Origin of the sequence: Amycolatopsis sp. FDAARGOS 1241, from assembly GCF_016889705.1 — a bacterium.
In the GTDB taxonomy this organism is placed as follows: Bacteria; Actinomycetota; Actinomycetes; order Mycobacteriales; family Pseudonocardiaceae; genus Amycolatopsis.
The window spans coordinates 8378259-8402786 of record NZ_CP069526.1 but is presented as its reverse complement, the minus strand read 5'-3'; the positions used below and the strand labels follow the sequence as shown (position 1 = coordinate 8402786).

At 68.5% G+C, this 24528-nt stretch carries 17 protein-coding genes; 11 read left to right on the top strand and 6 right to left on the bottom strand.

Going from position 1 to position 24528, the window contains the following annotated elements; genetic code table 11:
* Positions 1 to 2 precede the first annotated feature (2 nt).
* The 9 genes from I6J71_RS40755 to I6J71_RS40715 are packed head-to-tail and all read left to right on the top strand — an operon-like array spanning position 3 to position 9612.
* Complete coding sequence (locus tag I6J71_RS40755; protein ID WP_204091725.1) at positions 3 to 839, top strand: ABC transporter permease; 837 nt, start codon at positions 3 to 5, stop codon at positions 837 to 839.
* A complete protein-coding gene (locus tag I6J71_RS40750) occupies positions 836 to 2173 on the top strand; it encodes an MCE family protein (RefSeq protein ID WP_239154194.1) in 1338 nt (445 codons plus the stop codon). Before I6J71_RS40755 ends, I6J71_RS40750 begins: the two co-directional genes overlap by 4 nt.
* Positions 2170 to 3201: an MCE family protein gene (locus I6J71_RS40745; protein WP_204091724.1), complete on the top strand. Its 1032-nt coding sequence runs from the start codon at positions 2170 to 2172 to the stop codon at positions 3199 to 3201. The genes I6J71_RS40750 and I6J71_RS40745 overlap by 4 nt, the downstream gene beginning before the upstream one ends.
* Positions 3198 to 4184: an MCE family protein gene (locus I6J71_RS40740; protein ID WP_204091723.1), complete on the top strand. Its 987-nt coding sequence runs from the start codon at positions 3198 to 3200 to the stop codon at positions 4182 to 4184. The genes I6J71_RS40745 and I6J71_RS40740 overlap by 4 nt, the downstream gene beginning before the upstream one ends.
* Positions 4181 to 5359 (top strand): MCE family protein, encoded by a 1179-nt coding sequence (locus tag I6J71_RS40735; protein WP_204091722.1) that lies wholly within the window; start codon positions 4181 to 4183, stop codon positions 5357 to 5359. Before I6J71_RS40740 ends, I6J71_RS40735 begins: the two co-directional genes overlap by 4 nt.
* Positions 5360 to 5363: 4 nt before the next feature.
* On the top strand, positions 5364 to 6578 hold the full coding sequence (locus tag I6J71_RS40730; protein ID WP_204091721.1) for an MCE family protein: 1215 nt from the start codon (positions 5364 to 5366) through the stop codon (positions 6576 to 6578).
* Entirely contained in the window at positions 6578 to 7843 is a 1266-nt protein-coding gene (locus I6J71_RS40725; RefSeq protein ID WP_204091720.1) for an MCE family protein, read from the top strand. The genes I6J71_RS40730 and I6J71_RS40725 overlap by 1 nt, the downstream gene beginning before the upstream one ends.
* 52 nt (positions 7844 to 7895) lie before the next feature.
* The gene (locus I6J71_RS40720) at positions 7896 to 8516 is read left to right on the top strand and encodes a hypothetical protein (protein WP_204091719.1); all 621 of its coding nucleotides are present in this window, start codon (positions 7896 to 7898) and stop codon (positions 8514 to 8516) included.
* Positions 8517 to 8550: 34 nt separating this feature from the next.
* A complete protein-coding gene (locus I6J71_RS40715) occupies positions 8551 to 9612 on the top strand; it encodes a hypothetical protein (protein WP_204091718.1) in 1062 nt (353 codons plus the stop codon).
* Between the two features lie 3 nt (positions 9613 to 9615).
* On the opposite strand, the gene aroQ is transcribed toward I6J71_RS40715, so the two are convergent.
* Entirely contained in the window at positions 9616 to 10128 is a 513-nt protein-coding gene (gene aroQ, locus I6J71_RS40710) for a gamma subclass chorismate mutase AroQ (protein ID WP_239154193.1), read from the bottom strand.
* 2324 nt (positions 10129 to 12452) lie between these two features.
* Between aroQ and I6J71_RS40705 the strand changes: the two genes are divergently transcribed.
* Both I6J71_RS40705 and I6J71_RS40700 read left to right on the top strand, forming a co-directional pair.
* Positions 12453 to 15956 (top strand): DNA-directed RNA polymerase subunit beta, encoded by a 3504-nt coding sequence (locus I6J71_RS40705; RefSeq protein WP_204091716.1) that lies wholly within the window; start codon positions 12453 to 12455, stop codon positions 15954 to 15956.
* 89 nt (positions 15957 to 16045) lie between these two features.
* The gene (locus I6J71_RS40700) at positions 16046 to 19957 is read left to right on the top strand and encodes a DNA-directed RNA polymerase subunit beta' (RefSeq protein WP_204091715.1); all 3912 of its coding nucleotides are present in this window, start codon (positions 16046 to 16048) and stop codon (positions 19955 to 19957) included.
* Between the two features lie 153 nt (positions 19958 to 20110).
* Here the strand turns inward: I6J71_RS40700 and I6J71_RS40695 are convergent, their stop codons facing one another.
* From I6J71_RS40695 to I6J71_RS40675, 5 genes are all read right to left on the bottom strand, one after another.
* Positions 20111 to 21601 carry a hypothetical protein gene (locus I6J71_RS40695; protein WP_239155560.1) on the bottom strand — a complete coding sequence of 497 codons (1491 nt, stop codon included), beginning with the start codon at positions 21599 to 21601 and terminating at the stop codon, positions 20111 to 20113.
* A 5-nt stretch (positions 21602 to 21606) separates the two neighbouring features.
* Entirely contained in the window at positions 21607 to 22761 is a 1155-nt protein-coding gene (locus I6J71_RS40690; RefSeq protein WP_239154192.1) for a hypothetical protein, read from the bottom strand.
* Positions 22762 to 22774: 13 nt separating this feature from the next.
* Complete coding sequence (locus I6J71_RS40685; protein WP_204091713.1) at positions 22775 to 23098, bottom strand: hypothetical protein; 324 nt, start codon at positions 23096 to 23098, stop codon at positions 22775 to 22777.
* A complete protein-coding gene (locus I6J71_RS40680) occupies positions 23098 to 23685 on the bottom strand; it encodes a YbaB/EbfC family nucleoid-associated protein (RefSeq protein WP_204091712.1) in 588 nt (195 codons plus the stop codon). The genes I6J71_RS40685 and I6J71_RS40680 overlap by 1 nt, the downstream gene beginning before the upstream one ends.
* Positions 23686 to 23905: 220 nt before the next feature.
* Entirely contained in the window at positions 23906 to 24391 is a 486-nt protein-coding gene (locus I6J71_RS40675) for a GNAT family N-acetyltransferase (protein ID WP_370542044.1), read from the bottom strand.
* Positions 24392 to 24528 lie beyond the last annotated feature (137 nt).

Below are 24528 nucleotides of genomic sequence, written 5' to 3'. Positions count from 1 at the left end.
CCATGACGTTCATCGCGGGTGCCAAGCGGGTCGCCCACCGTCCGCTCGAGACCCTGGACACGCTGGGCGACCAGATGTCCTTCTACGGCCGCGCTCTGCTGTGGACGCCGCGCACGCTGCGCCGGTACCTGAAGGAAGTCCTGCGCCTGCTCGCCGAGGTCAGCTTCGGCTCCGGTTCGCTCGCGGTCATCGGCGGCACGGTCGGCGTGATGGTCGGCCTGACGCTGTTCACCGGTGTCCTCGTGGGCCTGCAGGGCTACTCGGCCCTGAACTCCATCGGCACCTCGGCGTTCACCGGCTTCCTCACGGCGTTCTTCAACACCCGCGAGATCGCGCCGCTCGTCGCCGGGCTGGCGCTGTCGGCCACGGTCGGCGCCGGCTTCACCGCACAGCTGGGCGCGATGCGGATCTCCGAGGAGATCGACGCGCTCGAGGTCATGGGCGTGCCCAGCCTCCCGTACCTCGTGACCACCCGGATCATCGCCGGTTTCGTGGCCGTGATCCCGCTCTACGTCATCGGCCTGCTGAGCTCGTACCTCGCGTCGCGGCTGGTGGTCATCTACATCTACGGCCAATCGGCGGGGACCTACGACCACTACTTCGACCTGTTCCTACCGCCGCAAGACGTCTTGTACTCGTTCATCAAAGTGCTGATCTTCAGCGTCTTGATCATTCTTTCGCACTGCTACTTCGGCTACCGCGCCTCCGGCGGGCCCGCCGGGGTGGGCGTGGCCGTGGGCCGCGCGGTTCGCCTTTCCATCGTCACGGTTTCGATCGTGAACTTCTTCATCGGTTTCGCCATCTGGGGAACCGACGTCACGGTGAGGATTGCGGGATGACCACAGGAGGGGTGGGTGGGCCGGTGGCAACACTGCGGCGCAGGCTCCTGGGCCTGCTGCTCGTGGCGCTGCTCGTGGGAGGTGTGGCCCTGAGCATCGCGTTGTACGACAAGGCGTTCACCAAGTTCGTCACCGTGAAGCTCGAGGCCGACAGCATCGGCAACCAGCTGCTCGAGCAGTCGGACGTGAAGGTGCGCGGGCTGATCGTCGGGTCGGTCAAGACGATCTCCGCCACGAACGACGGCGCCGAGCTCACGCTCGACCTCGACCCCCAGTACACGAAGCTGATCCCCGAAAACGTCTCCGCGCGCTTCCTGCCGAAGACGCTCTTCGGCGAGCGGTACGTGTCGCTGCAGATCCCGAAGGACCCGTCGGCGAAGACGCTCACCGACGGCGACGTGATCCCGCAGGACCGCACCTCCAGCGCGATCGAGCTGGAGCAGGCGCTGCAGCACCTGCTGCCGGTGCTGCAGGCGGTGCAGCCGCAGAAGCTCTCCAGCACACTCACCGCGATCTCCACCGCGCTGCAGGGCCGCGGCTCCCAGCTCGGCGACACGCTGTCGCAGCTGGGCGACTACCTCGGCAAGCTGAACCCGCACGAGCCCGAACTGCAGCACAACCTCAAGGCGCTCGCGGAGTTCTCCGACAACCTGCGGGCCTCGGCGCCGGATCTGGTGCAGAGCCTCGACAACCTGAGCACGACCACGCGCACCGTGGTCGACGAGCGCCAGAACCTGGCGAACCTCTACGGCAACCTCACGACGGCGTCGCAGGACCTGCAGTCGTTCCTGGAAGCCAACTCGCAGAACATCATCAGCCTTGCCGACACCGCGCGGCCCACGGCCGAGCTGCTCGCCAAGTACGCACCGGAGTACCCGTGCGTGATCGGGCAGATGGCCAAGCTCGTGCCGGTCGTCGACCAGGCGCTCGGCAAGGGCACGAAGCAGCCCGGCCTGCACGCGACGATCGAGGTGACGGTGAACCGGGGTCCCTACAAGGCGGGTCAGGACGAACCGCGCTTCGAGGACAAGCGCGGCCCGCGCTGCTACGACCTGAAGAACCTGCCGAACCCGTTCCCGCAGGACCCGCCCGACGGCGCGTTCAAGGACGGCACCACGCACACCACGTCGCCGAACTCGCACAGCATCGGTCTCAACCCGGCCGACTCCGGCGGCGGCGACGGCGGTGGCAACCCGGCGAACACGGCCGCGGAGAACGACTTCCTGGCCGGGCTCCTCGGGCCGCAGGTCGGCATGCAGCAGGGTGACTTCCCGGGCTGGGGCTCGTTGCTCGTCGGCCCGCTCTACCGGGGCGCGGAGGTGACGGTGAAGTGAGGGGACTCGCCGCGCCGCTGATCAAGCTGTCGATCTTCGTGGTCATCACGGTGCTGTTCACCGCGATCCTCGGCATCAGCATCGCGAACATCAACACCACCAGCACCAACGAGTACTCGGCGCGTTTCACCGACGCGACGCTGTTGCTCAACGGTGACGACGTGCGCATCGCCGGCGTCCGCGTGGGCACGGTCAAGGACGTGAAGATCGTCGACAAGCGCCAGGCGCAGGTGGACTTCGAGGTGGACGCCGGCCGCCGGCTGCCCGCGGGCGTGACCGCGCAGATCAAGTTCCGCAACCTCGTCGGCCAGCGCTACCTCTCGCTCGGCGAGGGCACCGACACCTCGGGCCGGATGCTCCAGCCCGGTGGCACGATCCCGCTCGAGCGCACCACGCCCGCGCTGGACCTGACCGAGCTGTTCAACGGGTTCAAACCGCTGTTCACCGCCCTGAACCCCGACGACGTCAACAAGCTCTCCTACGAGGTCATCCAGGTCCTGCAGGGCGAGGGTGGCACCGTCGAAAGCCTGCTGTCGCACACGGCGTCGCTGGCCACCACGATCGCCGACAAGGACAAGGTCATCGGCGAGGTCATCGACAACCTCAACTCCGTGCTCGACACCGTCAACGCGCACACGCCGCAGCTGAGCGACCTGATCGTGAAGCTGCAGCAGCTGGTGTCCGGCCTCGCGCAGGACCGCAAGCCGATCGGCGACGCGATCGACAGCCTCGGCAACCTGGCCCAGACCACAGCGGGCCTGCTCGGCGACGCGCGCCAGCCGCTGAAGGACGACATCAGCGCGCTGGGCGACCTCACCACGAAGCTCAACAAGAACGAGCCGACGCTGGAACACTTCATCCAGTTCCTGCCGACGAAGGTGAGCGCGCTGACCAGGACCGCGGACTACGGCTCGTGGTTCAACTTCTACGCGTGCGAGATGACGGGCAACGTGTCGCTGCCGCCGGTCCTCAACAAGCCGATCGACGTGCCGCTGCTGCCGTCCAACCGTGAGAGGTGCAGCGGATGAAGTCGTTCCAGAAGCGCAACCCGGTCCCGATCGCGCTGATCGGCCTCGCGGTGCTGGTGCTCGGCTTCATCGCCGCCCTCAATTCCGACGACCTGCCGGTGATCGGCGGCGGCACGACCTACAGCGCGGACTTCTCCGAAGCCGCGGGGCTCACGGCCGACAACGACGTGCGCATCGCCGGCGTCAAGGTCGGCAAGGTGTCGGCGATCAAGCTCGACGGCGCCAGCGTCAAGGTGTCCTTCAAGGTCAAGGACGCCTGGCTCGGCGACAAGACCACGGCAGCCATCAAGATCAAGACGCTGCTGGGACAGAAGTACCTGTCGCTGGACCCGCAGGGCGTCGGCACGCTCAACCCCAGCCAGACCATCCCGCGCGACCGCACGATGTCCCCGTACGACGTGCTCGACGCGTTCCGCGGCCTCTCACAGACCGTCGACGACATCGACACGAACCAGCTGGCGAAGAGCTTCGACACCATCACCCAGACGTTCGCCAACACGCCCCAGGACGTGAAGGGCGCGCTGTCGGGCCTGTCGAAGCTGTCGGACACGATCGCCTCGCGTGACACGCAGCTGTCGAACCTGCTGGCCAATACCCGGGAGGTGTCGCAGACGCTCGTCGACCGCGACGCCGAGGTGCAGAAGCTCATCGCCGACGGCAACAAGCTGCTCGACGAGATCTCCCAGCGCGAGCGGGCCATCACGGCGCTGCTGCAGGGCTCCCAGGAGCTGGCCACGCAGCTGCAGGGCCTCGTCGACGACAACGACAAGCAGCTCGACCCCGTGCTGACGCAGCTCGACCAGCTCACCTCGATGCTGCAGCGCAACCAGGACTCGCTGGCGCAGGGCATCGCCAAGTTCGCCCCGTTCGTCCGCGTGTTCACCAACACCATCGGCACCGGGCACTGGTTCGACAACTACATCTGCGGCCTGGTGCTGCCCTCGGTCGGACCGATCAACCAAGAGGGGTGCAACACGAAATGAGTGACACCCGGTTCGGCCAGTCGCTCCTGCGGGGTGCCTCGATCGCCGTCGTGCTGGCCCTCGTGGTCGCCGGCGGCATCTGGTGGACGCTCAAAGACGCTGGGCGCAACCACCTCACCGCCTACTTCTCCGGCGCCGTCGGCCTCTACGAGGGCAACAGCGTGCGGATGCTCGGCGTCGACATGGGCACGGTCACCAAGGTCCAGCCCATGGGCAACCAGGTCCGCGTGGACGTCGAGTACGACCGCTCGGTGCCGGTGCCCGCCGACGCGAAGGCGCTGATCGTCGCGCCGTCGCTGGTCAGCGACCGCTACGTGCAGCTCGCCCCGGCCTACACCGGCGGCCCGCGGATCTCCGACGGCGCCGTGATCCCGCTCAACCGCACCGAGGTGCCGCTCGAGGTGGACCAGCTCGCGGCGAGCCTCGCGAAGGTCAGCCAGGACCTCGGGCCCAACGGCGCCAACAAGAACGGGTCGCTGTCGGACCTGCTCAACACCGCCGCGAAGAACGTCGACGGCAACGGCCAGGCCCTGCACGACACGATCGCCAAGCTCGGGCAGGCTTCGGGCACGCTCGCCGGCAACAAGGACGACCTGTTCCAGACCGTCCAGAACCTCGGCCAGTTCTCCCAGACGCTGGTGAACAGCGACGGCCAGGTGCGCCAGTTCGAGAGCCAGCTCGCCGACGTGAGCGGCTACCTGGCGGGGGAGAAGGACGACCTCGCCGCGACCGTGCGGCAGCTGAGCACCACGCTGCAGTCGGTGCAGGGCTTCATCGAGCAGAACCGCGGCCGGTTGAAGTCCAATGTGGACAAGCTGGCCAGCGTGACCAAGGTGCTCGTGGACCAGCGCAGCGCGCTGTCGGAGATCCTCGACGTCGCGCCGGTCGCGCTGTCGAACCTGGTGAACGTCTACAACGGTTCCTCGGGCACGCTCGACGCGCGGCCGAACCTCAACGAGCTGACGCAGCCACCGCTGGTGATGATCTGCAACCTGCTCAAGGAGACGCCCGACGCACTCAAGATGCTCGGCAACACGTGCAACTCCATCGCCGGCGTGGTCGACGGCCTCGTGCCGCTGCCCTCGACGGCGCAGGTGGTGCAGGCCATGTCCAACGGCCAGCTGCCGCCGCTTCCGCTCCCGCTCGCGGGCCAGGTCTACGGGACGGGGAGCTGAGCCGATGAAGCGCCTCAGGAAACTCGCCGCAGCCGGCGCCGTCACCACGGCGTCCGCGCTGCTGCTGTCCGGCTGCGGGTTCACCGGCATCTACGACGTGCCGCTGCCCGGTGGCGCCGACGTCGGCAGCCACCCGTACACGATCAAGGTGCAGTTCCAGGACGTGCTGGACCTCGTGCCGCAGGCCGGTGTGAAGGTCAACGAGGTGCCGGTGGGCCGGGTCGAGTCCGTCGGGCTGACTCCCGACGGCTGGCACGCCGAGGTCACCGTGGAGGTCAACGGCGACGTCAAGCTCCCGGCCAACGCACTGGCCAACGTGAAGCAGTCGAGCCTATTGGGCGAGAAGTACGTGGAGCTGTCCTCGCCCGGCGACGACCAGGCACAGGGGCAGCTGCAGAACGGCGCGACCATCCCGCTCTCGCGCACCGGCCGCGACGTCGAGGTCGAAGAAGTCCTCGGCGCGCTGTCGCTGCTGCTCAACGGCGGTGGTGTCGACCAGCTGAACACGATCACCAAGGAGCTCAACAACGCGACGTCGGGCAAAGAGCCCGACATCAAGGCGCTGCTCGACAACGCCAACGAGCTCGTGTCGAACCTCGACGAGCAGTCGCGCAACATCACGCGCGCGCTCGACGGCCTGGACCGGCTGTCGATGACGCTCAAGGACCAGAAGGACAAGCTGGTCGGCGCCGTCGACAACCTCGGTCCCGGCATCGGCGTGCTGGAGCAGCAGCGCGGCCAGCTCGTGACCATGCTCAACGCACTCGACAACCTCTCCGGCGTCGCCACCGACACGGTGACCAAGAGCAAGGCGGACCTCGTGGCCGACCTCAAGGCCCTCACGCCGACGCTGCAGAAGCTCGGCGAGGCGGGCAACGACCTGCCGCAGGCGCTGCAGATCCTGCTGACCTTCCCGTTCACCGACCAGGCCTACAACGACGTCAAGGGCGACTACTTCAACCTCTTCGCGAAGGTCGACCTGAACCTGAAGGACGTCATCGACAACCTCGGCCGCAGCAGGCAGAACGGGCTGTCGAACCTGCTGCCGGTGCCGGGCCTGACCGGCGGCACGCAGGGCGACCAGCCGCCGCTGCTGCCGCTCGGGGGCCAGCCGGGGTCGAACGCGCAGCCGAACTCCACCGGCGGCCAGGGCGGCGGCCAGCCGTCGCAGGGCGGCCTGTCCGGGCTCTTCGGGATCCTCTCGGGAGGTGCGGGCTGATGTTGCTGCGCAAGACGAAGATCCAGCTCGTGGCGTTCGCGGTCATCTCGGTCGTCTTCATCGCCTACGCTCTGATCCGCTTCGCCGGCCTCGGCTCGGTGTTCGGCAGCAGCGGCTACACCGTGAAGCTCGAGCTCACCGAGTCCGGCGGCATCTTCGCAGGCGCCGAGGTCACCTACCGCGGCTTCAACATCGGCCGCGTCGGCCAGCTGCGGCTGACCCAGACGGGCCTCGAAGCGGACCTGAACATCGACCCGTCGGCGCCGCGCGTGCCGGCGGACCTCAGCGCCGTGGTCGCGAACCGCTCGGCGGTCGGTGAGCAGTACGTGGACCTGCAGCCGAAGAACGACAACGGCCCGTACCTCGAGGGCGGGTCGGTGATCCCGGTAGCGAAGACGAAGACGCCGATCAGCACCGACACGCTGCTGGCCGACCTCGATTCGCTCGCCTCGTCGGTGCCCACCGACTCGCTGCGCACCGTCGTCGACCAGTCCTACGACGCGTTCCGCGGCACTGGCGGTGACCTGCAGAAGCTGCTCGACACGGCGCGCAGTTTCACCACCACGGCCCAGCAGTACCTGCCGCAGACCGTGCAGCTGCTCGACGCCGGCGGGCAGGCGCTGGACACGCAGAACCACGAGGCGTCGAACTTCGCGGACTTCTCGAAGAACCTCAACGAGCTGTCCGGCACGCTGAAGAGCTCCGACGGCGACCTGCGCAAGCTCATCGGCATCACGCCGCAGGTCGCGGCGCAGATCGACCAGGTCGTCAACGAGACCGGGCCCGGCCTCGGGGCCCTGACGGCGAACCTGCTGACCACGGCCAACGTCACCGTGACCCGCCTCGACGGCATCGAGCAGGGCCTGGTGACCTACCCGGCGCTCGCGGGTGCGGCCGCCAGCGTCGCGCCCGGTGACGGCACCGCGCACCTCGGTCTCGTGCTCAACCTGTTCAACCCGCCGGCCTGCACGAAGGGGTACCTCCCTTACAGCCAGTACCGGACGGGGGCGGACACATCGCCGAGGCCGGCGGACGACAACGTGTACTGTGCCGAGCCCAAGGGCAGCCCGATCAACGTCCGCGGTGCTCAGAACGCGCCGTACGGCGGGGCGCCCGTGGCGCCTTCGCAAGCGGACGTGGACGCCAACAAGGGCCGGCCGGGCCAGGAACTGCAGGACATGCGGGACGCCGCCGTGCCGGGCGTAGCCGGAAGCCCGGGTGTCTCGTTGAACAGCCTGGGAGCGTTGCTCGGCCTCGGTTCCTGAGCCGGCCACGGGCTGACGTGGATTTGCTGACCGTTACCTACTCTGGAGTGATATGAGTTCCGAACAGGCCGCCGCCGAGGAAGGGGTGACCTCTTCGGCGCCCGAGCCGCCCACGGTTCCCGCCGAGCCGGCCGCTTCGCCGGGCAAGCGGACCCTTCCGGGCTCGCCGCGCGGGTGGCTCTTCGGGGCCGGCGCGTTCGCCCTCGCGGCCTTCGTGGTCGCGGTGGTGTTCGGCATCATGTGGTGGGTCGCGGGCACCGGCGACAACGCCGACCTGGCGAGGTCGCGCGACGCGGTCGTGCAGGCGGGCGCCAACGCGGTCAAGGCCTACACCGAGGTCGACTACCAGCACCTCGACGACGTGTTCGCCCGGCAGAAGTCCGTGTCCGACGACGACATGGCCAAGCAGATCGACCAGCTGAAGCCGACCTACGGCAAGGCGCTGACCGACGCGAAGACCAAGGTCACGACCACCGTGCAGGACATCGCGGTCGAAGAGCTCGACGACCACGAGGGCAAGGCGAGCTTCCTCGCCGCGATCACCACCGACGTCACCCAGGGCACGCAGACCTCGTCGAAGGCACTGCGGCTGGAGGTCTCGATGACCCGCGTCGGGAACGACTGGAAGCTGTCCGGCATCGACAACGTGCCCCTCGTCGCCTCCGGCCAGTAGCTTCACCGGCTTCACCGCAGAACGGAGTTCCCCAGTGCCCCCCTCCCGCCGTCAGCCGCCCCGCAGCAGCACCCCGCAGGCCCGCCGGCCGCGGGTCGCCGGGCTGCGCAAGCCGTCGAGCGCGGACGAAGCACCCGCGTCCGCGGAACGGCCCACCTCCCCGGCGAAGCCCCGCCCGCGTCCGGTGCCGCGGACGGGCCCGCTGACCGGCGCGGATCCGACGGAGGTCACGCAGGAGATCCGGTTCCCGGCAAGCGTCGGGATCAGCCGGTCGAAGGGACTCGCGGAGGAGACCGCACCGGTCGAGGAGGCCGAGGAGGCACCGGCCGAGGTCGACGCGCTAACCCGGGAGGTCGTCGAGGATCCGCCGGCTCCTGCTTCGGAGGACGCCGCTGACGAGGCACCGGTCCGGCCGGCTCCGCGCCGCAAGCACCGGGACTCGGGCCGGGCGAAGCCGGTGGACGTCGAGGAGGCCGAGCAGGAGGCGGCGGGCACGCCGTTCCCGGCCGCGCCGTGGGCGGCGAAGAAGGGGCAGGACCGCACCGTCGCGCTGACCGTGGTGCTGCTCGTGGTCGGCCTCGTGTTCGCCGCGGGTGCCGTGATCTTCAAGCTGCAGTACGACTCGGTGTCCGACAGCACGAGCAACACCGCGCTGCTCGACGTCGCGAAGACCGCGCAGGTCAAGGACCAGATCTCGAAGGCGACCGAGGCGCTGTTCTCCTACGACTACAACAACATCAAGAAGACCGAGGACGCGGCCGCCAACCTGCTGGCCAACGACGACGTCAAGGCGAAGTACAACTCGCTCATGGGTGAGGTGAAGCGCCTGGCGCCGCAGCAGAAGATGGTGGTGACCTGCAAGGTCTCGCGCAGTGCCGTCATCCTGCTCAACGGGGACCTCGCGCGCGTGATGGTGTTCGTCGACCAGACCTCGACGCGCGCCGACACCAAGCAGACGACCGCGGGCTCCGCCCAGCTGCACGTCGACGCCCAGCTCCAGGGCGACACGTGGAAGATCACCGACCTCGACACCTACAAGGCCGCGCCGCCGCCGGCCGCGAAGGCCCCGGCCCCGTCGGCGCCGCCTTCGAAGTAGGGCTCAGCGGATCGACTGCAGCGCGGTCTTCAATGCGTCGCGGTGCAGTTCGTCGAGGTGGTCGGCGACGTCGGCCGAGATCTCGGCCCGCAGGACCTCCACCCGGCGCATCGCGTCGGTGGCCACGAGTTCGTTCAGCAGCGACGTCGTCAGCACATCCAGCTCGGCTCGGATCTCGGCGAGGTCCGGACTGGTCGTGGGGGCTTGTTCGGGGTTCGCGGCCCAGCGGTCGAACAGCCCGCGCTGCACGAGCTTGCTCGCCGTGATCTGGTCCTGGAAGAACCCCGCGGTGCGCTCCGGGTCGAGCCCGAGTGCGAACGCGCGCGTCCGCACCGCGGCCAGCTCCTGCTCCTCGCGCGCGGGATCGTCGATCGCCTTGCCGCTGCCGAACTTCGACGCCGCCACTCGGTCCCCGACCAGCAACCGTTCGACCACGAGGTCGGCCAGCGGACCCAACGGCCCGAACGCGTGCGCGACGGTCTCGCGTCCGACTGCGGACTCTTCGGGTGCGGCCATGGCCAGCGTTGCCTCCGACGTTCGACACGGCCGCCGGGCCGGCGAGCCCACCGCGCTCCCGCACGCGGCAGCCCACCTACCCGGCAACCCAGGATCGGATCCGATTTTAGCCGTGGGGAATTCACGAAATCCGGACATTCCCGCGAGGTGGACGCACAATCGCGGCTTCGCCGGATTTGTCTGCCCGGACGTACGGCCACGGGGGCCCACTGGACCCGCCCGGCGTGTTCTCTTGTGCTCGCCCGGCCCTGGCTCTGGACCTGCGGCGTTGGGCCTGAGGACAGCCGGTGCGCTGTTTGTGGTGCGTCCGGCTGCGCACCGTGCTCCTGTCCATGCTGTGCCCGTGGGCCTGACTCTCATCGCACCCGGACACACCCGTGTGCTGCAGCTCGCTGTGGCTGGATCCATCAGCCGCCTAACGAACCGCGGGCTTTCCTGCCCCGCTTGCTCCGCCACCGCGGACACGGCCGCCGCCGTGGTGATGCGGCTGCCGCCGTGGCGGCACAGCGCCGACCTGGCGATACGGCTGCCGTCGCGGTGACTGCGCCGCTTTGGTGACGCCGCCGCTGCGGGTCAGACGGCTACCGACGTGGTGACGCCGCTGCTTTGACGCCGCCGCCGCTGCTGTGGTGATACACCTGCAGTCGCTGTGACGCCGCCGCTGTGGTGGTGACGAGCCCGCCGACGTGGCGCCGCCGCCGCTGTGGTGACACGGCTGCCGACGTGGCGACTCGGTCCGCCGTCGCAATGCCGCGCTGACGCGCTGGCAGGGCCGCCGACCTGCGTCGCCGTCGTGCGACGGTAATCCCGGGACAGTTGTCGTGGGGTGGTCTCCGTTGTGACGCAGTCGCCGATGCAGCACAGGCCCCGGCCGCAGCGCAGCCCCCGCCCTCCTCTTGGGGGGCGTCCCCGTCCCAGTCTATCGGCCCTTGACCTCGAAAAACGTCCGAACAGAAATCTGTGGACAGCCCTGTCCCCGGCCGGGTGTCCTGTGGACAAGTACCGAACCGGGCTTGACATCAACCCCGCCGTCGATTGCCGGTGTCGGCCGTTGCCGGCGGTGCCGGTCACAGCGGACCCGAGCCTCCCGGATCCCGCTGGGCCTCAGACTCGCTGGGCCCCAGACTTGCTGCGGCCGAACTCACGGCGCGCCAAACCCGTTGCGCCCCGAACTCGCTGCGCGCGAAACCCCAGTGCGTCCCGCCAAACTCGCTGCGCCCCAGACTCACTGCCGCCCAAACCCGTTGCGCGCCAAACTCGCTGCGCCCCAAACCCGCTGCGCCCCGGACTCACTGCCGCCCACGCAAACCCGCTGCGCGCCAAACCCGCCGCGCCCCGCCAATCGGCTGCGCCGGCGGCGCACGAACCACCACTCCAGCCAACGCGACGCTGTCCATCGCAGTCGCATCCGCCGATCCTCGCTGATCCGGCGGTAGGCGAGTCCTTGCGCCGGCTGCACCGGCAGCGTCGTCCCGTCGACACTCGCTGAACGGCGGCACGCGATGCTTTGGGCCGGCTGCACCGGCAGCGTCGTCCCGTCGACACTCGCTGAACGGCGGCACGCGATTCCTTGCGCCGGCTGCACCGGCAGCGTCGTCCCGCCCACGCCCGCTGAACCGGCCGCACGCGAACCCTTGCGCCGGCGAACCGACCCCGACCCCCCGCCGACCCCTAGACCAACCGACCGCCGCCCCGCCAACCCAACCCCATCTACCTCACCAGCCCCAACCGCAACCACCACATCTACCGCCCACACCCACCCCCAGCCCCGGCTCCAAACCCCACACCCACGCAGCCTCTCCGCCTCACCTCACCCGGAGAAATCCACCACTGGACACCGCCGATCAGTGACGCAGAACACCGTTTGAGAACACCGTTCACCCGCCCTGCACCAGCCAAAGCGCCCGATTTCCGCAGGTACCGACCAGTAACCGGGATGATCATCCCACTTGTCACACTCCGCACGCTCCGCTCGACGCTGCGCCAACCGGCGGGACCCCCGTGTGGCATCTTGACTGGAGGGCCTCGTGGGTTCAGGCTTACTGCCAACGGTGACGGCCGGGGACTGCGGACCTTGCGGGAGGGACGCGAAACCGGGGGGAACCGGGAGGCATTGCTGAAGCGCCGCGTAGCAGGCTGGGCCCCGTCGGGAGCGCCCCCTGGACAGACCGCGTCGTTCGGGCTAGACTGCCTCTTTGCGCTGCCCTCTTTCAGGCTGCCCGGAGCCGGTAGTTAGGATAGTGGGCACACGGCACCCCTGACAGTCCGCGACAGCTGTTGCCATCGCGGCTGCTCACCGCTCATTGTCCCCGGAAGGACGCATCTTGGCAGTCTCTCCCGCGAACCAGGCCACTGCTGCGACCACCTCGGCTGTATCCCGCTCGGAGTCCACGGGTATCCCCGGAGCGCCCAAGCGGGTCTCCTTCGCAAAGATTCGCGAACCCCTTTCCACCCCCAACCTGCTGGACGTGCAGATCCAGTCGTTCCAGTGGTTCACCGGCGACGAGGCGTGGTTCGAGCGCCGTGTCAACGAAGGTGAAGAGAACCCGGTCGGCGGCCTGGAGGAGGTCCTCAACGAGATCTCGCCGATCGAGGACTTCTCCGGTTCCATGTCGCTGTCCTTCTCCGCTCCGCGCTTCGACGAGGTCAAGGCCTCGATCGAGGAGTGCAAGGACAAGGACATGACCTACGCGGCGCCGCTGTTCGTCACCGCCGAGTTCGTCAACAACAACACCGGCGAGATCAAGAGCCAGACGGTCTTCCTGGGCGATTTCCCGGTGATGACCGACAAGGGCACCTTCATCATCAACGGCACCGAGCGGGTCGTCGTGTCCCAGCTCGTGCGTTCTCCGGGCGTGTACTTCGACAGCAGTGTCGACAAGACGACCGACAAGGACGTCTTCAGCGTGCGCGTGATCCCGAGCCGCGGCGCGTGGCTCGAGTTCGACGTCGACAAGCGCGACACCGTCGGCGTCCGCATCGACCGCAAGCGCCGCCAGCCGGTCACCGTGCTGCTGAAGGCGCTCGGCTGGACCACTGAGGCGATCCGCGAGCGCTTCTCCTTCTCGGAGACGCTGCTGGCGACCCTCGAGAAGGACCACACCGCCGGCACCGACGAAGCGCTGCTCGACATCTACCGCAAGCTCCGTCCGGGCGAGCCGCCCACGAAGGAGAGTGCGCAGACGCTGCTGGAGAACCTGTTCTTCAAGCCGAAGCGCTACGACCTGGCCAAGGTCGGCCGCTACAAGGTCAACAAGAAGCTCGGTCTCGACACGCCGTACGACACCGGCACCCTGACCGAAGAGGACATCGTCTCCGCCATCGAGTACTTGGTCCGCCTCCACGCGGGCGAGGACAAGATGACGAGCTCGGCCGGTGTCGAGGTGCCCGTCGAGACCGACGACATCGACCACTTCGGCAACCGCCGCCTGCGCACGGTCGGCGAGCTGATCCAGAACCAGATCCGGGTCGGCCTCTCCCGCACCGAGCGCGTCGTCCGCGAGCGCATGACCACGCAGGACGTCGAGGCCATCACGCCGCAGACCCTGATCAACATCCGCCCGATCGGCGCGGCGATCAAGGAGTTCTTCGGCACCTCGCAGCTGTCGCAGTTCATGGACCAGAACAACCCGCTGTCGGGCCTGACCCACAAGCGCCGCCTGTCGGCGCTGGGCCCGGGTGGTCTGTCGCGTGAGCGCGCCGGCATGGAGGTCCGCGACGTCCACCCGTCGCACTACGGCCGCATGTGCCCGATCGAGACGCCGGAAGGCCCGAACATCGGCCTGATCGGTTCGCTGTGCTCCTACGCGCGGGTCAACCCGTTCGGCTTCATCGAGACGCCGTACCGGAAGGTCGTCGAGGGCCAGGTCACCGACCAGGTCGACTACCTGACCGCCGACGAGGAAGACCGCTACGTCAAGGCGCAGGCCAACGCGCCGCTGACCGACGACGGTCACTTCGAGGAGGACAAGGTCCTCGGTCGCCGCAAGGGCGGCGAGGTCGAGCTGATCGACCCGCTCGAGATCGACTACATGGACGTGTCGCCGCGGCAGATGGTCTCCGTCGCCACCGCGATGATCCCGTTCCTCGAGCACGACGACGCGAACCGCGCGCTGATGGGCGCGAACATGCAGCGCCAGGCCGTGCCGCTGCTGCGCAACCAGGCCCCGTACGTGGGCACGGGTGTGGAGCTGCGCGCCGCCGTCGACGCCGGTGACGTCCTCGTGGCCGAGCAGGCCGGCGTGGTCGAGGAGCTGTCCGCGGACATCATCACGATCATGCACGACGACGGCACGCGGAAGAGCTACGGACTGTACAAGTTCCGCCGCTCCAACCACGGCACGTGCTTCAACCACCGCCCGATCGTCAACGAAGGCGACCGGGTCGAGAAGGGCCAGGTCATCGCCGACGGCCCGTCCACCGAGAACGGTGAGATGGCACTCGGCAAGAACCTGCTCGTGGCGGTCATGCCGTGGGAGGGCCACAACTACGAGGACGCGATCATCCTCTCCGAGCGCCTGGTGCAGGACGACGTGCTCACGTCGATCCACATCGAGGAGCACGAGATCGACGCCCGCGACACCAAGCTGGGCGCCGAGGAGATCACCCGGGACATCCCGAACGTCTCCGAGGAGGTCCTCGCCGACCTCGACGAGCGCGGCATCATCCGCATCGGTGCCGAGGTCCGTGACGGCGACATCCTGGTCGGCAAGGTCACGCCGAAGGGCGAGACGGAGCTGACCCCGGAGGAGCGCCTGCTCCGCGCGATCTTCGGCGAGAAGGCCCGCGAGGTCCGCGACACCTCCCTGAAGGTGCCGCACGGCGAGACCGGCAAGGTCATCGGCATCCGCGTGTTCTCGCGCGAGGACGACGACGAGCTGCCCCCGGGTGTCAACGAGCTGGTCCGCGTCTACGTGGCCCAGAAGCGCAAGATCCAGCCGGGCGACAAGCTCGCCGGCCGGCACGGGAACAAGGGTGTCATCGGCAAGATCCTGCCGGTCGAGGACATGCCGTTCATGGAGGACGGCACCCCGGTCGACATCATCCTGAACACCCACGGTGTGCCGCGACGGATGAACATCGGCCAGATCCTCGAGCTGCACCTGGGCTGGCTGGCGTCGCAGGGCTGGACGATCGAGGGCAACCCGGAATGGGCCAAGAACCTCTCCGAGGAACTCCACGACGTCGCGCCGAACACGAACACCGCCACCCCGGTGTTCGACGGCGCGAAGGAGGAGGAGCTCACCGGCCTGCTCGGCTCGACCAAGCCCAACCGCGACGGCGAGCGCATGGTCAAGGAGAACGGCAAGGCCACGCTGTTCGACGGCCGCTCCGGCGAGCCGTACCCGTACCCGGTGTCCGTCGGCTACATGTACATCCTGAAGCTGCACCACCTGGTCGACGACAAGATCCACGCCCGCTCCACCGGCCCGTACTCGATGATCACGCAGCAGCCGCTGGGTGGTAAGGCGCAGTTCGGTGGCCAGCGCTTCGGTGAGATGGAGTGCTGGGCGATGCAGGCCTACGGCGCGGCTTACACGCTGCAGGAGCTGCTCACGATCAAGTCGGACGACGTGGTGGGCCGCGTGAAGGTGTACGAGGCCATCGTCAAGGGGGAGAACATCCCCGAGCCGGGCATCCCGGAGTCGTTCAAGGTGCTCCTCAAGGAGCTCCAGTCGCTGTGCCTCAACGTCGAGGTGCTCTCCAGCGACGGTGCGGCGATCGAGATGCGCGACTCCGACGACGAGGACCTCGAGCGCGCCGCCGCGAACCTCGGCATCAACCTGTCCCGCAACGAGTCGCCCAGCGTCGACGACGTCGTTCACTGACCGGTGTCGAGCGGGGACCTGCCTCCCGTGGGTCCCCGCTCCACCGCCGATCCCTCCTCTAGCCGAGACAACCCCAAGGGGATTTAGACGTGCTGGACGTCAACTTCTTCGATGAGCTCCGCATTGGCCTCGCCACTGCCGACGACATCCGTCAGTGGTCCTACGGCGAGGTCAAGAAGCCGGAGACCATCAACTACCGGACCCTCAAGCCCGAGAAGGACGGTCTCTTCTGCGAGAAGATCTTCGGTCCGACCCGGGACTGGGAGTGCTACTGCGGCAAGTACAAGCGCGTGCGCTTCAAGGGCATCATCTGCGAGCGCTGCGGCGTCGAGGTCACTCGCGCCAAGGTGCGTCGTGAGCGGATGGGCCACATCGAGCTGGCCGCGCCGGTCACCCACATCTGGTACTTCAAGGGTGTCCCGTCGCGCCTGGGTTACCTGCTGGACCTGGCGCCCAAGGACCTCGAGAAGATCATCTACTTCGCTGCTTACGTCATCACCGGCGTGAACACGGAGCTGCGCCACAACGACCTGCCGACCCTCGAGAACGAGATCGGCGTCGAGCGCAAGAACCTGGAGACGAAGCGCGACGCCGACATCGAGGCCCGCGCGCAGAAGCTGGAAGCCGACCTGGCCGAGCTGGAGGCGGAGGGCGCCAAGTCCGACGTCCGCCGCAAGGTCAAGGAGGGCGGCGAGCGCGAGATGCGCCAGCTGCGCGACCGCGCCGGCCGTGAGCTCGACCGTCTCGAGGAGGTCTGGACGACCTTCACGAAGCTCGAGCCGCGCCAGCTGATCGCCGACGAGCTGCTGTACCGCGAGCTGATCGACCGCTACGGCGAGTACTTCACCGGCGGCATGGGCGCGGAGGCCATCCAGAAGCTGGCCACCGAGTTCGACGTGTCCGCGGAGGCCGACAGCCTGCGCGACACCATCCGCAACGGCAAGGGCCAGAAGAAGCTGCGCGCCCTCAAGCGCCTCAAGGTCGTGGCCGCCTTCCAGGCGACCGGCAACGACCCGCGCGGCATGGTGCTCGACGCCGTCCCGGTCATCCCGCCGGACCTGCGCCCGATGGTGCAGCTCGACGGTGGCCGCTTCGCGACGTCGGACCTGAACGACCTGTACCGCCGCGTGATCAACCGCAACAACCGCCTCAAGCGGCTGATCGACCTCGGCGCGCCCGAGATCATCGTCAACAACGAGAAGCGGATGCTGCAGGAGGCCGTCGACGCGCTGTTCGACAACGGCCGCCGCGGCCGTCCGGTCACCGGCCCGGGCAACCGGCCGCTGAAGTCGCTGTCCGACCTGCTCAAGGGCAAGCAGGGTCGGTTCCGCCAGAACCTGCTCGGCAAGCGCGTCGACTACTCGGGCCGTTCGGTCATCATCGTCGGTCCGCAGCTGAAGCTGCACCAGTGCGGTCTGCCGAAGGACATGGCGCTCGAGCTGTTCAAGCCGTTCGTCATGAAGCGGCTGGTCGACCTGAACCACGCGCAGAACATCAAGTCCGCCAAGCGGATGGTGGAGCGCTCGCGCCCGCAGGTGTGGGACGTGCTCGAAGAGGTCATCACCGGCCACCCGGTGATGCTGAACCGCGCGCCGACCCTGCACCGCCTCGGCATCCAGGCCTTCGAGCCGCAGCTGGTGGAAGGCAAGGCCATCCAGCTGCACCCGCTGGTCTGCGAGGCGTTCAACGCGGACTTCGACGGTGACCAGATGGCGGTGCACCTGCCGCTGTCGGCCGAGGCGCAGGCCGAGGCCCGGATCCTGATGCTGTCGGCGAACAACATCCTGTCGCCGGCGTCGGGCCGTCCGCTCGCCATGCCGCGACTGGACATGGTCACGGGCCTGTTCCACCTGACTCGCCTCGACGAGAAGGCCGTGGGTGCGGGCAACGCGTACTCGTCGCCGGCCGAGGCGATCATGGCGTTCGACCGCAAGGCGCTGAGCCTGCACGCCCCGATCAAGATCCGCATCACCGACCGGCAGCCGCCGAAGTCGGAAGAGGCGCGGCTGGCCGAGGAAGGCTGGGAGCCGGGCAAGACGTGGCTGGCCGAGACGACCCTTGGCCGCGTCACGTTCAACGACCTGCTGCCGGCGGACTACCCGTTCGTGAACGAGCCGATGCCGAAGAAGCGGCAGGCCGCGATCGTGAACGACCTCGCCGAGCGCTACTCGATGACGCAGGTGGCCCAGACGCTGGACAAGCTGAAGGACGCCGGCTTCTACTGGGCGACCCGCTCGGGCGTCACGGTGGCCATCTCCGACGTGCTCGTGCCCGCCGGAAAGAAGGCCATCCTCGACGAGTACGAGGCCAAGGCCGACCAGGTCGAGAAGCGGTACCAGCGTGGTCAGCTGTCGCATTCCGAGCGCAACAACGAGCTCGTCAAGGTGTGGACGCAGGCCACCGAAGAGGTCCACAAGATCATGGAGACGGCGCTGCCGGACGACAACCCGATCGCGATGATCGTGAAGTCGGGCGCGGCGGGCAACATGACGCAGGTCCGGTCGCTGGCCGGCATGCGTGGCCTGGTGTCGAACCCGAAGGGTGAGTACATCCCGCGCCCGATCAAGTCCAACTTCCGTGAGGGCCTGTCGGTGGCGGAGTACTTCATCGCCACGCACGGTGCCCGGAAGGGTCTGGCGGACACCGCTCTGCGTACCGCCGACTCGGGTTACCTGACCCGTCGTCTGGTGGACGTCTCGCAGGACGTCATCGTCCGCGAGATCGACTGCGGCACAACGCGCGGTATCACCATGACCGTCGGCGAGGACGTCGGCGACGGCAAGGTGCTGCGCGACCAGCACGTGGAGACCAGTGTGTACGCGCGGAACCTCGCGACGGACGCGGTGGACGCCAAGGGCAACGTCGTGCTCAACGCGGGCGACGACGTGGGCGACCCGGCCATCGAGAAGCTGCTGTCCAGCGGCATCACGAAGGTCAAGGTCCGCTCGGTGCTGACCTGCGAGTCGGCGGTCGGTGTGTGTGCGACCTGCTACGGCCGCTCGATGGCGACGGGCCAGCTCGTCGACGTCGGCGAGGCCGTCGGCATCGTCGCCGCCCAGTCGATCGGTGAGCCGGGTACGCAGCTGACGATGCGTACGTTCCACCAGGGTGGTGTCGCCGGTGACGACATCACGACCGGTCTGCCCCGTGTCACGGAGCTCTTCGAGGCTCGCGTGCCGAAGGGCAAGGCGCCGATCGCGGACGTCGACGGCCGCGTGCGGATCGAGGAGAGCGAGCGGTTCTGGAAGATCACCCTGATCCCGGACGACGGGTCGGAGGAGATCGTCTTCGACAAGCTGTCCAAGCGGCAGCGGCTCGCCAACACCCCGAACGGCCCGCTGGGCGATGGCGACCACGTCGCGGTCGGTCAGCAGCTGCTCGAGGGCACGCCCGACCCGCACGAGGTGCTCCGCGTGATGGGCCCGCGTGAGGCGCAGATGCACCTCACCGACGAGGTCCAGAAGGTGTACCGGGCGCAGGGTGTCTCGATCCACGACAAGCACATCGAGGTCATCGTGCGGCAGATGCTGCGCCGCGTGACGATCATCGACTCCGGTGCCACGGACTTCCTGCCGGGCGAGCTGCCCGAGCGCACGAAGTTCGAGGCGACGAACCGGGCCGCGGTCGCCGAAGGTGGCGAGCCGGCTTCGGGTCGCCCGGTGCTGATGGGCATCACGAAGGCGTCGCTGACCACGGACTCGTGGCTGTCGGCCGCCTCGTTCCAGGAGACCACGCGCGTCCTGACCGACGCGGCCATCAACGGCCGCTCGGACAAGCTCGTGGGCCTCAAGGAGAACGTGATCATCGGTAAGCTGATCCCGGCCGGTACCGGCATCAACAAGTACCGGAACATCCAGGTCCAGCCGACCGAGGAGGCGCGCGTCGCCGCGTACGCCATCCCGTCCTACGACGACGGCTACTACACGCCGGACGTCTTCGGGTCGGGCACCGGCGCCGCCGTGCCGCTCGACGACTACGACTTCGGCCGCGACTTCCGCTGAGCCGGACGTAGCTGAGCAGTCGAAAGAAGGCCTTCGGCCGGGTTTCCCCGGCCGGGGGCCTTCGTCGTACGTGGGGCCGGGTTCCCGGGCCTCGCATGGCGTCCTGACTCGCCTCGCCGGCCGGGCGGGCGGCCACCGGCCGGCGAGGCCCAACTAGGCGATGGCAGCTTCCCGGCTCTTGCGCAGCTTCCGCACCCGCCGCGGCGGGCGAGGCCGGTAAGTCGCCTTGGCGAGGCCCGCACCGAGCAACAGCGGGACGAGGCCGACGAGCAGGGTGAGCACGGACGCCCGGTTGTTCTCCAGCACCGGGTGCCACCACAGCGGGCCGATCGCCACGTCGAGGACGTCGCCCCGGCGCGGTAGCGCGCCGAACCAGGAAGTGGTGACGTCGTGGGTGGTGCCGTCGAGCTGGTAGGTTCCGCTGACCTGCGGGAAGCTGCTGTTGCAGCTGCTGGAGCGCCCTGCGCAGCCCGACCGGCCTTCGGCGAACGCGGTGACGGTCAGCTGCACCTCGGGTGCCACGCCGGCGACCGCAGCCACCGAGTTGGCGATCGGGAACAACGAGCCCACCACCAGGCCGGCCGCGATCACCGTGCGCGTGGTCAGCGACACCGAGGTGACCGGCTGGCGGTCCGCGGCCTCTCGGAAGCGGTTCACCGGGGTGCGCACGGCGCCGCCGCGCTTGCCGTACCAAGCGTCGTAGCCCGTGTCGGTACCGGCGGCCGCCGAGCTGAATTCAGCGTCGGCCGCCCACACTTCCCAGACCGGTGCGGGCACGGCGGAAGCCAGCACCGCGAGCCGGCGTGAGTTGCCGAACATGCGGTCTTCCGTCAGCCCACCCGACTCGCTGGTCCACATCGCGTCGCCGTGGAACGCGACCTGGTGCACGCGGAACCAGAGGTCGTCGAGGATCAGCGTGCGGACCTCGTCGGTGAGCACGGCCGTGGCGAACTCGGGGTCGGACGTGGTCACCGAGAACCGGCGGTCGAACTCGGCGCCGGCCTCGAAGGTGTCCAGCGCGGTGTCGGGCTTCAGCCAGCCGAAGGAGTTGCGGGTGATCCGGGCGTCTTCCAGCGGGGTGAAGTGTTCCGGTTCGAACGCCCCGGTCTTCGGTGAAATCACCAGCGCCGGCACGGCCGGGATCCGCAGCTGCACCGCGGAGTGGATCGCGTCGATCTGCTCCGCGACCTTGGCGACCTCGGCGAACCGCTCGTCCTCGCGGCGGGGGGTGGTCGAGTATTCGATGCCCAGCACCCGGTGGCCCCGCAGGTCGAACTCGACCGTCGTGCGGACCGGATCGGGATCCGGGTGGTCGAGCGCCACACCGCGGCCGAGGTGGGGGAGCACGCCGAACGTCTGCCGCTCGGACGCGCCGGCGATCCTCGCGATCCACGTCCGCTGCCGCCAGCCCCGCCACGCGACGAGCGCGGCGAAGGCAAGCGGGAACGCGAACCACAGCAGCTGCGGTACGTCGCTGCCCGTTCCGGCCGAAAGCCAGTACAGCGACGTTTCGGAGAACGCGACACCGCAGAGCCCGAAGCACACCGCAGCCGCGACCGTGCTGCGCCGCTCGAACCAGGTGCCGAGCCACAGCAGGACAAAAGCCAGCGCGTAGCCGCCGACGATGAACCAGGGGCCGAGCACTCCGCTCAACCGCCCATGTCGAGGTTCTCGCGGGTCTCCTTGTCGGAGCTGTAACCGGATTCGGCCGCTTCGCCGGCCTTGGCGATGTCCTTGGCGTTGTCGATCGCCTTGTTCACGAAGTCGAATCCCATCTTCTTGTTGGTGCCGGAGCCCTTGCCGAAGTCACCCGGGCTGACCCCGACCACCTGCTTGACGGCCTCGTCCCCGCCGGCCTTGGCGGCGTCCGCGAGCGCATCGACGGTCGCCGCGCCGCGGGTGCCGCTCTCCTTGGCGAACGCGCTCGCCACCACCTTCTCCGCGCCCGGTGTCATCCCGCCGCGGCCGGACGGACTCAGCTTCGAGCCCTCCTTGATCAGGTTGTCGCTCCACTTCGCGAGGAAGTTCACGAACTTCTGCAGTAGCTCGCCCAGCTTCCCGAGGTGCTTCGTGATCTTCGTGAACGCGCTGGCCGCCTTGGCAATCGACGCCGTCATCGCACCCGCCACCGACGAGCCGAGGCTGACGATGGAAGCGGCGAGCGCGGGCAGCCAGATGTAGATCAGCCAGCTGACCAGCTCGGAGATGATCGCCTTCACGACCTCTTCGATCACGGTCATGACCATCGACCACATCTGCAACGTCTCGCCGACGCCGCCGGTGGTGTAGCCGATGCCCTTGATGCCCTCGGAGAACTGGTCCAGCGCCTTCCGGGCGGCATCGCCGCCGTCGCCCAGCCAGCCCTTCAGCTCGTCGCGGCCCTTCTCGGTGAAGTCTTCGCCGAGCTTGATGAAGCCCATGCCGATCTCGTTGAAGTTGCCTGCGGCGTCCTTCAGCGCGGGACCGTCGCCGGTCACGAAGTGCAGGGCGTCCTGCAGCGGCGAGATCAGCTCGAGGAGCATGTTCAGGCCGTTGCTGACCAGCCAGTTCACCGGGTCGAGCGCGAAGCTCGCGACGTCGACCGCCGCGCCGGCGACGAAGCCCGCGCCGTCCTTGAGCATCTGGCCGGTGGCACCGGCGAAGTCGCCGACGCTGTCCGCGTCACCGTAGTTGTCGATGGCGTTCGAAACGCCCTCCACGCCCTTGCCGACGATCGGCGCTTTCTTGGCCGCCTCCATGGCGTTGTGGCCGAAGCCCTCTTCGTCCTGCTTCAGCTTGACGCCGTCGGCGATGCTGTCCGCCATCTCTTCCCCCAGCTCAGAGCGGTCCGTCGATGGTCACCTTGGTCTTGCCGAGCTTGAGGACGGCGTCCTTCTGCTTGCCGTCGTAGATGTCAGCGGCCTGGCTCATCTTCCCGCTGAACGTGTCGACCCCGGTCTTCATCAGTTCGAGCAGCTCACGCAGGTTCTCCAGCTTGCTTGTGTACGTCTGCTTCACCGCGAGCCCGATCAGGCCCCACGACTTGTCCGTCACGTCGGCCTGGTCCACGAGGTTGCCGAACTTGGCGGCCGCGTCTTTGTAGTGGGGCAGCGTGCTCGACGCGTACTTCCGCAGCGCGGGGAGGTCTACTTCGTGGCCCATCAGTACTCCTCGTGGTCCCAGAACTTCCGGCCGCCGTCGTCGGCCGGGCGGGCCGGCGGCTGCAGCGGAGGAGCGGCCGGGGGGTCGTCGCGGCGCAGGACACCCTGGCCGAAGTCGTCGTCGGGGTCGCTCGGGGCCGGCCGGCGGGGTGCCGGACGCGCCGGTGGCGGCTGCTCCTCCGACGTCTGGGACTTCAGCTGGTCCGCCGTGGTTCCCATCGCTTCGGCCTGGGCCTCGAGCACCTGGCCGCTGACGTCGAGGCCGAACGCCGCGCCGACGTGCGCGTCGACGATGCCGGCCTGCTGCACGGCGGCGTCCGCGACGGCGCGGTGCAGGGTCGAGAGGATGCTCGACCCCAGTTGCTGCGGCGGCAGGCGCAGCGCTTCGGGCGTCAGCCGGATGTCCTTCACCGAGCCGCCGGGGCCGGCGACGACCGTGATGGCCCGGTCGGGTGACATCGCGACGGCCTCGAGGGCCGTCACCTCGTTCTGCAGATCGCCGACCTTGGCGAACTGCGCCTCGGCCTGCTTGATCTTGGACTGGAACTTCTCGAACTCGGCGACGAGACGATCCATCTCAGCCGACACGGCGGCCCCCTCACGTGCACAAGACGGGTGTGCGGACGTGCGGATTATGCCGCTTCTGCCAGATTTGCGCTGGCGAGTCGTGAATTTTTTCCGAAGCGGGAGAAAGCGCCACTCCCGCGTCCGGCCGGTGGTGATCAAGCTTCCGGCGCCGCCCGAAAGTCCGGTGTGGACGGTCGAAGGTCCACACCGGACTTTCGGAATCCGTTGCCGGGCACCGGACTCAGCGAAGATCCTTTGCGAACCAGTGCTCCGCGTACTTGTCGTCGTTGAACGGCTCGACCTCCGCGTATCCCGTGCGCGCGTAGAGCGCCCGGGCCTCGACGAGATCGGACCGGGTGTCGAGCCGCATCACGTCGGCCCCGAGGGCCCGTGCCGCGTCCTCGGCCGCCGCGACGAGCCGCGTGCCGCCACCGCGGCCGCGGTGCGCCGGCCGCACGTACACCCGGGTCAGCTCGTTCAGCCCCGGCCGCACCACACGCGTGCCGGCGCAGCCGGTCATCGTGCCGTCCGGCAACCGGGCGATGAGGAACGCGCCGGTCGGGGCGACGAGGTCGTCGCTCGGCTCTTCGGCCAGGGCCTGGTCCACCTCGGCCTCGGTGGCCGGCCGGCCCCAGTACCGACCGGCGACGTCGGTGAGGTACTCGCGCAGGATCGCGCGCGCGTCAGGATGGTGGACGGGGGTCACCGCGATGGTCCAGATCGGCACGGATCCATCGTCACCGGCGCGTCCACTGGATAACGGGCATGTCGATCACCTCGGCAAAGGGACGTTCGGTCCCGCGGTGTCACCCGATCGTGGAACTGGGTACGGTGCGATTCGCAGGGAAACCGACAAGAGGAGTG

Excerpts from the sequence above, each read along its gene's own strand:
- I6J71_RS40740 (WP_204091723.1), top strand. The coding sequence starts at position 3,198 with ATGAAGTCGTTCCAGAAGCGCAACCCGGTCCCGATCGCGCTGATCGGC.
- I6J71_RS40690 (WP_239154192.1), bottom strand. The coding sequence starts at position 22,761 with ATGGCGGACAGCATCGCCGACGGCGTCAAGCTGAAGCAGGACGAAGAG.
- I6J71_RS40730 (WP_204091721.1), top strand. The coding sequence starts at position 5,364 with ATGAAGCGCCTCAGGAAACTCGCCGCAGCCGGCGCCGTCACCACGGCG.
- I6J71_RS40720 (WP_204091719.1), top strand. The coding sequence starts at position 7,896 with ATGAGTTCCGAACAGGCCGCCGCCGAGGAAGGGGTGACCTCTTCGGCG.
- I6J71_RS40725 (WP_204091720.1), top strand. The coding sequence starts at position 6,578 with ATGTTGCTGCGCAAGACGAAGATCCAGCTCGTGGCGTTCGCGGTCATC.
- I6J71_RS40750 (WP_239154194.1), top strand. The coding sequence starts at position 836 with ATGACCACAGGAGGGGTGGGTGGGCCGGTGGCAACACTGCGGCGCAGG.
- I6J71_RS40735 (WP_204091722.1), top strand. The coding sequence starts at position 4,181 with ATGAGTGACACCCGGTTCGGCCAGTCGCTCCTGCGGGGTGCCTCGATC.
- aroQ (WP_239154193.1), bottom strand. The coding sequence starts at position 10,128 with ATGGCCGCACCCGAAGAGTCCGCAGTCGGACGCGAGACCGTCGCGCAC.
- I6J71_RS40755 (WP_204091725.1), top strand. The coding sequence starts at position 3 with ATGACGTTCATCGCGGGTGCCAAGCGGGTCGCCCACCGTCCGCTCGAG.
- I6J71_RS40685 (WP_204091713.1), bottom strand. The coding sequence starts at position 23,098 with ATGGGCCACGAAGTAGACCTCCCCGCGCTGCGGAAGTACGCGTCGAGC.